13 protein-coding genes are annotated in these 11,923 nt (G+C 51.1%); 1 reads left to right on the top strand and 12 read right to left on the bottom strand.

The window, feature by feature from the left end:
* Positions 1-62: 62 nt before the first annotated feature.
* Entirely contained in the window at positions 63-413 is a 351-nt protein-coding gene (locus QBE55_10625; protein WZL77984.1) for an Asp23/Gls24 family envelope stress response protein, read from the bottom strand.
* Between the two features lie 297 nt (positions 414-710).
* On the opposite strand from QBE55_10625, the gene rpmB reads away from it, so the two are divergent.
* Positions 711-905 (top strand): 50S ribosomal protein L28, encoded by a 195-nt coding sequence (gene rpmB, locus QBE55_10620; GenBank protein WZL77983.1) that lies wholly within the window; start codon positions 711-713, stop codon positions 903-905.
* A gap of 38 nt (positions 906-943) precedes the next feature.
* Here rpmB and QBE55_10615 read toward each other — a convergent pair whose 3' ends face one another.
* From QBE55_10615 to rpoZ, 11 genes are all read right to left on the bottom strand, one after another.
* Positions 944-1,129, bottom strand: a complete 186-nt coding sequence (locus QBE55_10615) for a hypothetical protein (GenBank protein WZL77982.1) — start codon at positions 1,127-1,129, stop codon at positions 944-946.
* Between the two features lie 103 nt (positions 1,130-1,232).
* Entirely contained in the window at positions 1,233-1,901 is a 669-nt protein-coding gene (rpe, locus tag QBE55_10610) for a ribulose-phosphate 3-epimerase (protein WZL77981.1), read from the bottom strand.
* Positions 1,895-2,773, bottom strand: coding sequence for a ribosome small subunit-dependent GTPase A (rsgA, locus tag QBE55_10605; GenBank protein ID WZL77980.1), 879 nt, complete (start codon positions 2,771-2,773; stop codon positions 1,895-1,897). Before rsgA ends, rpe begins: the two co-directional genes overlap by 7 nt.
* On the bottom strand, positions 2,770-4,710 hold the full coding sequence (gene pknB, locus QBE55_10600; GenBank protein ID WZL77979.1) for a Stk1 family PASTA domain-containing Ser/Thr kinase: 1,941 nt from the start codon (positions 4,708-4,710) through the stop codon (positions 2,770-2,772). The genes rsgA and pknB overlap by 4 nt, the downstream gene beginning before the upstream one ends.
* Positions 4,710-5,453 carry a Stp1/IreP family PP2C-type Ser/Thr phosphatase gene (locus tag QBE55_10595; GenBank protein ID WZL77978.1) on the bottom strand — a complete coding sequence of 248 codons (744 nt, stop codon included), beginning with the start codon at positions 5,451-5,453 and terminating at the stop codon, positions 4,710-4,712. The genes pknB and QBE55_10595 overlap by 1 nt, the downstream gene beginning before the upstream one ends.
* Positions 5,404-6,558, bottom strand: coding sequence for a 23S rRNA (adenine(2503)-C(2))-methyltransferase RlmN (gene rlmN / locus QBE55_10590; protein WZL77977.1), 1,155 nt, complete (start codon positions 6,556-6,558; stop codon positions 5,404-5,406). Before rlmN ends, QBE55_10595 begins: the two co-directional genes overlap by 50 nt.
* Complete coding sequence (gene rsmB, locus QBE55_10585; protein WZL77976.1) at positions 6,530-7,918, bottom strand: 16S rRNA (cytosine(967)-C(5))-methyltransferase RsmB; 1,389 nt, start codon at positions 7,916-7,918, stop codon at positions 6,530-6,532. Before rsmB ends, rlmN begins: the two co-directional genes overlap by 29 nt.
* Complete coding sequence (gene fmt, locus QBE55_10580; protein WZL77975.1) at positions 7,915-8,871, bottom strand: methionyl-tRNA formyltransferase; 957 nt, start codon at positions 8,869-8,871, stop codon at positions 7,915-7,917. The genes rsmB and fmt overlap by 4 nt, the downstream gene beginning before the upstream one ends.
* Before the next feature lie 3 nt (positions 8,872-8,874).
* Positions 8,875-9,333 (bottom strand): peptide deformylase, encoded by a 459-nt coding sequence (gene def / locus QBE55_10575; protein WZL77974.1) that lies wholly within the window; start codon positions 9,331-9,333, stop codon positions 8,875-8,877.
* Positions 9,334-9,349: 16 nt separating this feature from the next.
* The gene (gene priA / locus QBE55_10570) at positions 9,350-11,599 is read right to left on the bottom strand and encodes a primosomal protein N' (GenBank protein ID WZL77973.1); all 2,250 of its coding nucleotides are present in this window, start codon (positions 11,597-11,599) and stop codon (positions 9,350-9,352) included.
* Positions 11,600-11,707: 108 nt separating this feature from the next.
* Entirely contained in the window at positions 11,708-11,923 is a 216-nt protein-coding gene (gene rpoZ / locus QBE55_10565) for a DNA-directed RNA polymerase subunit omega (GenBank protein ID WZL77972.1), read from the bottom strand.

The following is an 11,923-nucleotide window of genomic DNA, read 5'->3' as shown; positions in this document are numbered from 1 at the left end:
CTCCATCCAGAATATCCTGATTCAAAATGAGTAACCTCCTTCAGGCATAAAAAGGGAAAGCCTCATACCCTCACGCCTTCTACCACTATATTAACTTTTTTCACTGTAACACCTGTTAGATTTTCCACTTTATATTTGACTGTTTCAATGATGTTTTTGGCGACAGTGGCAATTGAGATACCATATTCAACGATAATATGAAGATCAATACTCACTTCATTGCCCTGACTGACAACCTTTACACCGCGTGACAGGTTTTCATTTCCCAAAAGCTCCACCAGCCCGTCCGTTGCTTTCTGGGAAGCCATTCCAACGATACCATAGCACTCGATGGCCGAAATGCCTGCCAGAACGGCCAATACGTCGTCCGGTATGATAAGTTCACCCAGAGAATTCGATTTTACAACTCCCATTTTCCTTCCTCCTTCACATTCGCTCTGATTCGGATGGATCCTGTTGTGAGCATCATTTGCAGAATGATACATTCTTAACGTCATTATACCCGTTTATTTTATCTCAAACACAGGGGAAATGCAACAACGAACCATGAACCCGGCAATGTTTTTGTTTTTCTTGCCAAAACGATTGCAAGGTGTTAAAATAATACATGTTTTATGAGTTGTTGAAAACACCCATGGTTGTATCATGGAGTCCTTCGATGGCAGGAAGAAGACAATATGGTTTTTTCCGTTTAAAAGGAGGTGGAAATCATGGCAAAGGTTTGTGATATCTGCAAAAAAGGGAAGTTATCCGGAAACACCGTGAGCCACTCTCACAGGCGTGGAAACCGGACCTGGACGCCGAATCTGAAAAAAGTCCGTGCAGAAGTAAACGGATCTCATGTAACGCTGAATGTCTGTACCCGTTGCATTCGTTCCGGTAAAGTGAATGCTCTCTCAAAGTGAGCCATTGAAAACGTGCTGTCCGGCACGTTTTTTTGGTCTTATCTCCATTTTTTCAGGGTAAATATGCCGGCCACTATAAGGCCCAGGCCAAGCGAAAAGCACCATACCCATGGCGGCGTATAAAAAAATACCAGCAAAGTGCCGATGACAATCAGCACAATGGAAAGAACGTTGGTTTTTTTGGGCGGTCTGGGATGCTTCCGACAGTTCATCCCATTATACATAATAACACCCCTCCAAGGCAAACCGGTCAAAAATCCGGGAATTTACTACATTCTATTCCGGGCTGTGAAAAAACGTGACTCCCATGGAAGAGCTTGTGTCAATTTACGAAAAAGAGGCTTCTCCCGCTTCTCTTATTTTTTGTATCATGGATGTCGGATCTGCCGCCGAGAAAACCAGCGATCCTGCCACAATACAGTTCGCCCCAGCCTTTACTGCCCTGCCGACATTGCCCAGGGTGATTCCGCCGTCTACCTGAATCTCCGTATTTCTTCCCCGCCTTTCCGTCATATCCTTCAGATCCCGAATTTTATCCAGCATGGCAGGAATAAATGTCTGTCCCCCGAAACCCGGATTCACTGTCATAAGAAGAACCATATCAAGATCTTCCAGCACATAATCCAATACATTCAGCGGTGTGGAGGGATTCAACGCAACAGCAGCCCGGACTCCCTTTTCCTTCAGACAGGCGATGCAGCGATGCAGATGAGGCAATACTTCCGCATGAAGTGTGATGCTATCTGCCCCTGCACGGATAAATTCATCCACAAATTCCATTGGATTGTCCATCATCAGATGAACATCGAAAGGAACTTCGGTCGTCCTGCGGATGGCTTTCACCACCATTGGCCCTATGGACAGATTCGGCACATAATGCCCGTCCATAACATCAATATGGATAAAGTCCGCTCCCCCCTTATCCAGCATTGCAACTTCTTCTCCCAGCCTTGAAAAATCTGCAGCCAAAATAGATGGTGCAATTTTGATCACCATGCGTCCCTCCTGTTTTCCCTGATTGCTTTGATCAATTTCCGATACCGATCATACCGCTGCGAAGGAATTTTGCCCTCCTCCACACCACGACGAATCGCACATCCCGGTTCTGCCACATGCAGGCATCCCTGAAACCGGCATTCCGCCTGACAGGCACGGAATTCCGGATAGTACCCTGCCAGCTGCGCCGGATCCAATTCCAGAAGATCCATCCGGCTGAAACCCGGTGTATCCGCAATCATGCCGCCACCAGGCAAAGAAATCAATTCCACCAGACGGGTCGTATTTTTTCCCCTCCTGATCTTCTCGCTGAGTGCACCGGTCTCCAGATAGGCATCCGGACGAAGCTTGTTGATAATAGAGGATTTTCCGACACCGGACTGCCCGGCCAGAACCGTTATCCCCTGCAGGGTCTGGCTCAGCTCCTTTATGCCAATATCGGATTTTCCGGAAATACGATGGATGGGATATCCTGTCCGGCCATATTCGATCCGGAAGGCATCCTCTTCCTCCGGACCTGCCAGATCTGTCTTATTGAAAATCAGCAATGGTGAAATCTGCGTCCGTTCCGCCGTAATGAGCAGCTTATCCACCAGAAAAAGATCCGGTTTGGGATCCGCTGCCGCCAGCACGACAGCCAGATGATCCACATTGGCCACCGCCGGCCGCTTCATGGCGTTTCTCCGGGGAAGAATCTCCTCCATAATTCCCTCGGATATCTCCGTTTCCGGCTGAAAACGCACCCGATCCCCCGCCATGGGAGAGATCCCCAGTCTGCGAAACCGTCCCCTGGCCCTGCAGCGGAAGACTTCTCCATTGGAAAGGACGTCATAAAAACTGCCGATCCCCCGGAGGATCACTCCGGACTTCATTCCTGTTCCCTTTCCTTTCTGGAAAAATCCAGAGTTTGTGTCCCCTGATAAATATTGTCAATCCAGATGGCATAACTCTGTATTCCGCTGTCCTCCAGAGGAATCTGAACCGCTCCATCCGAAGGACTGTGCTCCTCATCATACATCACCTTGTCATCTGAGGCGCGAATTACCTGCACCCGAACCTTTTCGCCGGTTCCGGTCATTTCAATGGTCATCTTTTTATGGCTCACAACCTTTTCCCCCAAACTGACCCACACATCCACCTTCCTGCCTTTTTCCACATTGGTTCCGGGATCAGGGGACTGCTCATATACCACACCAGCTTCCACCCCGTCATTGTACTCTCTTGTAATATTGGAATCCAGGCCTGCTTTTCGAAGCCGTTCCCGGGCCATATCTTCCTGTAGTCCAACCACCTTGCCCACCTCTGTCATATGATCCCTGGGGCCTGTACTGACAAAAAGCCGGACCTCCGTTCCCGCCGGAACATCTTTTGTATAGGCGGAGGGCTCCTGCTTTACCACATACCCACTGACCTTGTCACTGTCCACATATTCCGGCGTTCCCACCTTCAATCCGGAGTCCTCCAGTTTGATTTCCGCATTCCTCTGCGGCAAATTCACCACATCCGGTACCGTCACCTTTTTCACACCATCACTGACGGTAACCTCCACAGAGCTGTCCGACTTGACCGTCTGACCTTCCGGAGGATTCTGAAACAGGATCTGGCCTTTTGGTACCGTGTCACTGTTTTTCCATTGTACAATTTTCATGACAAGGCCTTCGCCTTTCAGCATCTTATTGGCTGCCTTCTCATCATATCCCACCACGCCGGGCACCATGGTATCCTTACGGGCAAATTCCCGCAGGTAGATGCCCCGCAGCAAAAAAAACAGAACAAGAAAGGCAACGAGTATCACACCAACAATTACCCCGTTTCCAATCCGGCTGTGCTTTTTCCCGGCGTCCTTCTTTTCCGGTTCCGGAGAAGAATCCCCCTGGGATTTCCCTTTCGGCTCTTCCTCCGGATTTCCCGGATCGTGAATGGCCGGAAGAATCCGCGTCGCCTGATCGTCTTCCACAAAACGCTTTACATACTTGCCGTCCGGCTCTTTCAATGCCCGTTTCAGATCGGAGCGCATCTCATCCGCATCATCATATCGTCTGTTGCAGTCCTTCTCGATCGCTCTTTCTATGATAAATTGAATGCTTTTGGGGATATCCGGATTCATCTCACCCGGAGGCGTTACCTTCTCCTGTATATGCTTCAGGGCAACAGAAACGGCACTGTCTCCCTCAAAGGGGACCGCTCCGGTTACCATTTCATACAGAACAATCCCCAGAGAGTAAATATCGGATTTTTTGTCCACATGACCTCCCCTTGCCTGCTCCGGGGAAAAATAATGCACGGAACCGATTACATCCGCACCGGCCATGGTAACGGTAGCAGAGGTAACAGCCCTGGCAATGCCAAAATCTGCGACCTTCACTGTCCCGTCTTCGCTCAGCAGGATATTCTGGGGCTTGATGTCCCGGTGAATAATATTGCGGCTGTGCGCATGATGCAGTGCAGAGCAAATCTGCGAACCGATCCGGACCGCATCTTCAGCGGTCAGCCTGCCCTTTTCACGGATATACTCCTTCAGGGTTTTCCCGTTGACATATTCCATTACGATGTAATGGATCCCGTCCTCCTGTCCAACATCATAGATATTTACGATATTGGGATGGGAGAGACTGGCAGCTGATTGGGACTCCCGCTGGAATCGGGCAAGAAACTCCTCATTTTCCACCAGCTCCGGCCGTAGGATCTTAATCGCCACATACCGGTTCAAAAGGTGACATTTGGCTTTATACACCACAGCCATGCCGCCTTCCCCTATTTTTTCAAGTAATTCGTATCGGCCTCCCAGCATTTTACCCACCAGGGACATCACCTCTTTTCCTCATTCGGAACGTATCTTGCCGCCACAATTGTGATATCATCGGTGCTGCCTGAGGACAGGGCTTCGTTCCCCAGGATCTCCGTCAGCCTTGCCATGGAGAGATTCGTCGGTAGATTTGGTACATAGTCCTCCAGATGGACATAGTTAATCAGCCCATCGGTGCACAAAAGGACAATATCCCCATCTTTCAGATTTTCTTCAAAACAATCCACGCGAAGGGATTGTTCCGTACCCAGTGCCCGGGTGATCACATTTTTTTTCGGGTGCAGGTTCATCTCGTCCCGGGTAATGCTCCCGTTGTCCAGCAACTCCTGAACCAGGGAATGATCCCGTGTGATCTGACGGGCCGTCCCGTTGCGCAGCAGATAGCATCTGCTGTCTCCGATATTGGCCACAAGGAAGCGGTTTCTTTCAAATACCGCCATGGTCAGCGTTGTTCCCATTCCGGAATAACGGGCGTCCGTCCCGGACAGGGCATACACCCTGCTGTTGGCCTTCTGTACGGATTGATGGATGACACCCAGCAAATCCTCCGAAGTCCGGGACCGCCTGAAGCAGGAGCAAATCTCCTCCACGGCGATGCGGCTTGCCAGATCACCGGCGTTATGCCCTCCCATGCCGTCTGCCACAATCATGATGCCCGGCTGCTCCGAAACGTTCCCTGGAATATAGTAATGGTCTTCATTGGTTTTCCTGCGGATTCCCTGGCGACTGTATGCTCCGTATTCCATGATCCGACCTCCCCGATCCATCCTGTTTCCTTTCCAGATAAGCGGCTTTCAGCTGACCGCAGGCACCCTGGATATCCAATCCCAGTTCCCGTCTGCGGGTTACATTTTTCCCGGCATGCTCCAGCTCCATTTCAAAACGGTGAACCGATCCTTCACTGCTGCGCCTGAGACCATCCTGCCCGTTCTCGTTTAAAGGGATCAGATTGATATGACAGGGAAACCCGTCCAAAAGAGCAGCAAGTTCCCTGGCATGCTCCGGCCTGTCATTCAATCCCCTGATCAGGGTATACTCAAAGGTAACCCGCCGGCCGGTTTTCTCATAATAATATCTGCCGGCATCCACAACCTCCTGTATGGTGTATGCGTTCGCAACCTTCATGACTTTCCTGCGCAGGACGTCGTTGGGTGCATGAAGGGAAACCGCAAGATTGATACTGAGACCTTCCTCTGCCAGGCGACGCATTTGTGGAACCAGCCCACAGGTGGATAATGTGATATTCCGATATCCCATGTCAAATCCCCCCGGATCATGGATCTGCCGGATAAACTTCAGTACATTGACATAGTTATTCAGTGGCTCTCCACACCCCATGAGAACCAGGCCTCCAAGGTTCCCGGAGTCATGTCCGGTTAAATCACGCTGAACGGAAAGAACCTGAGCTTCCATTTCACCGGCGGTCAGGTTCCGTACCAGACCGCCCCGGGTGGAAGCACAAAATCGGCAGCCCATGGCACATCCCACCTGTGTGGACAGGCAAAGCGTCACGCCATGATGATATTTCAACACAACACATTCTATTATATTATCATCCAAAAGCAAATACAAATATTTTATCGCCTGGTGATCCGACGAAACCAGCCGTTTCAGCTGCTGCAGCGTCCCAACGAAAAATCGGCTGTCCAGCTTGCGCTGCAGCGATCCGGACAAATCTGACATTTCCTGAAAGGATGTTGTTCCCTTATACATCCATCTGATAATCTGACCGGCATGAAAAGGCTTCTCCCCCATGGCTGTCAGTTCTTCCTTCAACTCCTCCGGAGACAGGTTCAGAATATCCCTTTTTCCCGGTGACATGTTATTGTTTGGATTGCTTGCCAACTCCATTCTTCCTCCTCAACCTGGCGATAAAAAACCCATCCATATGATCACGGGATGGAATCAGTTGGATCATCCGGCCCCGCACTGTGGATCGAAGGGCGTCCGGCAGCCAGGGCAGCGGATCCTCCAGAACGAAGTCTCGCCTTTTCTTCAGCAACCTGTAAACCACATCCGCATTCTCCTGAGGATTGATGGTACAGGTACTGTATACAAGGACTCCGTCTGGTTTGACGTAACGGCTGCATACTTCCAGAATTTTTCCCTGAAGATCCGAAAGCCCGGATAATCCTTCCGGCCGGACCCTCAGCTTAATATCCGGTTTTTTGGAAATCGTACCAAGGCCGGAGCATGGGGCATCCACCAATACCCGATCAAACCTTTCCCGGAACTCCGGCTGATAAGACGAGGCATCCTGAACGGAAGGCACCACAATCCGGGCATTCATGCGTTTACAGTTCTGCTGTATCAAACGTACCCGGTGTTCATGGATATCCCAGGCCGTCACCTGTCCCTTTCCCTTCATCCGTTCGGCCATATAAATGGCTTTGTTCCCCGGGGAACTGCAGGCATCCAGCAGGATCTCGCCGGGCTGCGGATCCACAAGACGGACATCCAGCACGGAGCTTTCCCCCTGTACCGCAAAGGATCCATCCTGATAAAAGGAATTTGCTCCAATATCCCCTGCATCCCTGATGCGAAGCGCCTCTTTCATGTAATATCCATCCAATACATGAAATCCCCATCGTGTTAATTTCTCCTTCAGCGCAGTGGGGGGCAGCTTCCCTGTGTTGACACGAACGGACACGTCGCCTGTATGGAAAGGTTTCAGTATCGTCTCTGTCTGCTCCGGGCCATAATCCGCAATCCATTTCTTAACAAGCCATAGGGGAAACGCATATTGAAAGGCCAGCTTTTCCGGCAGGGAAATGCCCGGTTCCGGAACCAGAAGCCGTTCCCTGTTTCGGGAAACATTACGCAGGACGCCGTTCACAAATCCCTTCAATGCAGACAGCCCGTGCATCCCACAGAGCTTTCCCGCCTCATTGCAGGCAGCAGAGTCCGGCACCCGGTCCAGATACAGGATCTGATATCCCCCCAGCCGCAATATATTCAGAACCCATGGATTTACCCGCCGGAGAGATGCGAACTTCTTCAGAAGGGTATCAATGGTAATCTGCCTTTCCAGAGTACCGTACACCAATTGGGTAACAAAAGCAACATCCCTTTCCTGGAGGGATTGCCCGCGCAGGCCTTCTTTCAGGGCAATATTGGAATACTTCCCCTCCTGGTTGATTTCCTTCAATATTTTCAGCGCCAGATACCGTGTCCGCGTCCCGCCGGAACCAGCTGTTTCTATGGAATTCACTCTCCCCTTTTTGTCCTGCCCAGACAAATGCCCACCTCAATCCGGTTGCCCCTCAGATAATCCAGATCCGACATGGGCCGGCCGCCAGGCATCTGAAGCTCTGCAACGCGCAGGGCACCGTCCCGGCAGGCCACGATCAGGCCAATATTCCTGTCCGCCCGGAGAACCGTACCTGGAACAGTGTTATTTGTAAAGTATTCCCACTCCATGACCTTCCATACCTTCAAACGGGTTTCCCGGAGAAAGGTATAGGCGCCCGGCCAGGGGGTCAGGCCCCGTACAAGGTTCCGGACCGTGGAAGCCTTTTGTTCCCAGCGGATTTCGCCCATGGATTTCTCTATTTTGCTGCAGTAGGTCGCCTTTGCGGCATCCTGGGGAACCCCTTCCGGTTTCCCGTCTGCAAACTGTTTCAGAACCCGGGAAAGGACGCGCCCGCCCAGGACAGCAAGTCTGTCATGAAGTTGCCCTGCATCGTCCTCCTCTGCAATCCGGATTTCCTCCTGTTGGATGATATCCCCGGTGTCCATCCCTGCATCCATATACATAACCGATATGCCGGTTCGGTCCGCTCCACTGATGAGAGCCTGCTGAATGGGGGACGCCCCCCTGTAGGCCGGCAGCAGGGATGCATGGACATTGATGCAGCCAAGCGTAGGAACGGCAAGAAAATCCTTTGGAAGAATCTGGCCAAAGGCAGCCGTTACGATCAGATCCGGCTGCAGCTGCCTGATTTTTTCCAGAAAGGCCATATCCCCCTTGATCCGGACCGGTTGATAAATGGAAATATTCCTCTCCTCCGCCCACTTCTTGACGGGAGAAAAGGTAACCTGTTTTCCTCTGCCCTTTGGTCGGTCCGGCTGTGTAACGACGGCAATCAAATCATTTCCACTCTTTTGAACGGCATCTGCCGAAGGAATGGAAAAATCCGGGGTACCCATAAAGATAATTTTCAATACTCAGCCCTCCAATGTTTCCGGCAGGACTTTATCAATGAACAATATTCCATCCAGGTGATCGGTTTCATGGCACACGGCCCGGGCCAGCAGTCCGTCTGCCCTGAGCTCTGTTTCCTTCCCGTCCGGGTCCAGAGCCCTTACGACAACATGGGCAGGCCGTTTGACTTTCCCCCGGATGCCCGGGAGGCTCAGACAGCCTTCATAATCAATTTCCTCCCCGGACTGACTGATAATCTCCGGATTAATCAAAGCATGAACCCCATCTCCCACGTCAATCACCACAATCCGCTTCAATATTCCGACCTGGGGGGCGGCCAGGCCAACTCCATCCGCGTGATACATGGTATCAATCATGTCCGAGATCAGTAACCGCACCCTGTCATCGGCTTTTGTCACTTCTTTTGCCTTTTTTCGAAGAATATCATCTTTCCGGTAATTCCGAATCTTCCTTAAGGCCATACTATATCACTCTTTTCTATATTAGGCTGAGGGGGTTGAAATCCAGGGTAATGGAGAATTGGGTCGGATAGAACGTTTTCAACAGTCCCCCTGCCAGAATATGATAACGATCCTGGAATTCCTGCTGCGTCCGGATCCGAACCAGAACCTGCCACCGGTATTTATTGTTGATTCTCTCAATCGGAGCGGGATAGGCACCCAGATCCAGCAACCCTCTCTTCAAAAGCATATCCCTGCCAATATGCTTCCTTATCCATTCTACCATATTATTTGAGAATTGTGCCAATTCCCTTTCTTTTTCCCCGGTGATCAGAACGCGAATAATATGGGAAAAAGGAGGATAATCAAATTGTCGCCGGATGTCAATCTCTTTCCGGTAAAATCCCTCATAATCATGATGCGAAGCATATTCGATGGCATAATGTTCCGGTTGGTAGGACTGGACCACCACATGTCCCGGCTTTCTGCCCCTTCCTGTCCGCCCGGCTACCTGGGTAATCAATTGAAAAGTTTTTTCACAGCTTCGGTAATCGGGAAGGTTCAGGGAAGCATCCGCTGCCAATACCCCAACCAGAGTTACATTGGGAAAATCCAGCCCTTTCGCAACCATCTGGGTTCCCAGCAGAATATCATAATCCCCTTTCCCGAAAGCATCCAGAATCCGGTGATGAGCTCCTTTCCGGCTGGTGGTATCCATGTCCATCCGAAGCAAACCTGCGGATGGGAAAAGCTTTCCCAGCTCCGCCTCCACCTTTTGCGTCCCCAGACCGAAGTTCTTGATATAGCGGCTGCCGCATTCCGGACATTTTCTCGGATAAGGTTCCTGGTGACCGCAGTAATGGCATTTCAGCATTCGCTCCTTTGCATGATAGGTCAGGGAAACATCGCAATTCCTGCATTTAATGACAGCGCCGCAGCTTCTGCAGGAAACAAACTGTGCATACCCCCGCCGGTTAATCAGAAGGATTGCCTGTTCGCCGCGGCGAAGGGTATCGCAAAGGGAACGATACATTTCCTGGCTGAAAATACTGCGGTTGCCCAGCTCCAGTTCCCGGCGCATATCAATGATATCAACCGGCGGGAGCACCCGATGATCCACCCGCTCGTTCATTTCCACTAGTTGATATTCTCCGCGCAATGCCCTGGTATAATCCTCCAGTGCCGGCGTGGCACTTCCCAGAACCAGGACAGCGCCTTCCGTCTCACAGCGCCTGGCTGCAACATCCCGCGCATGGTATCGCGGCCTCACTTCGGACTTATAGCTGTCTTCATGGGCTTCGTCAATGATGATCATCCCAAGATGCTCCATGGGAGCAAACACGGCAGATCTGGCTCCAACGACAATCTGCACCTCATTATTCCGGATTCTTCTCCATTCATCATAACGCTCTCCAAGGGACAGGCCGCTGTGGAGAACGGCGACATTGTCCCCAAAACGCCCCTTGAAGCGTCCCACCGTCTGGGGCGTCAGGGAAATCTCCGGTACAAGAACAATGACCTGTTTCCCCTGCTTCAGGACAAGATCCGCTGCCTTCATATAGACCTCGGTCTTGCCGCTGCCTGTTACACCATGCAACAGCAAGGTTCCGTGTCCGACACGAATGCGCACCAAAATCGCCTGCATTGCTTTTTTCTGCTCTTCGTTGAGTATGGGCGGGACGGTGGAAATCTCCTCTGCCTGCCATGGATTCCGATAGGTCTCTTCTTCCCGGATCCGGATATATCCCCTTTTCCGAAGGGAGTGAATACTGGACCGGGATGCACCGGTCAACTCCAGCAGCTCCCCTGTCGGCATCCCGTCTCTATGCTCCAGGGCCCGCAGAATACCGGCCATTTTGGGGGAACGGTTCTCCACGGAGGAAATCCACTCCTTCAGGGAATCTGTATCGGTCAGATAAACCACCTGCTGTGTCTTCCCCTTTACATTCCCCCGGATACCGGGAGGGATGCAGCAGCGGATCGCTTCGATCAACATACAGTGATACTCCTCTTTCATCCAGTAAATCAGGGGTATCATGCTTTTTCCCAAAACAGGATGGGGATCCATCAACTTTTTCAGAGGCTTGATTTTTTCCTCCGGGATATCGGCTTTTTCGTCCAGCGACAAAATATACCCCTGGAGGATACTGCGGCCGAAAGAGACCTGAACCCTCAGGCCGACTTCGACTTTGTTGGCAAGGGTCGGCGGAATGCTGTAATGAAACAGTTTATCCAGGGCAGGATGCGCCTGATCGATCACCACTCCGGCATACTTTCTGTTTTCCAACGACATGCACTCCTTTCACCGTTTCCTTGCCCGGCAGAATGGGAAAGCGGTTTTCTCCGGCAAACAAAAAAAGGTACCAGGTACCTTTTTAAAACAATGCGGTAATTCCTATGCCTGCTTTTTTTCATGCTGATAATGAATCAGATCGGCATCCACTTCCTTTACCGCTATGGAAACCGGGTTCGCAGCTTCGTTGTCCTCTTCTTCCCCTATCAGCGGCTTTTCCCCTGCTACCAGCTGCCTTGCCCGCTTTGCCACTTCCACGACAAGCGTATATTTACTGTCTACCTTTTCCAGCAAAGAATTCTGAGTCGGTAAAATCAT

This window comes from Eubacteriales bacterium mix99 (assembly GCA_038396605.1).
Lineage (GTDB): Bacteria > Bacillota > Clostridia > Caldicoprobacterales > DTU083 > UBA4874.
This window is presented reverse-complemented; position numbering and strand designations above follow the sequence as displayed.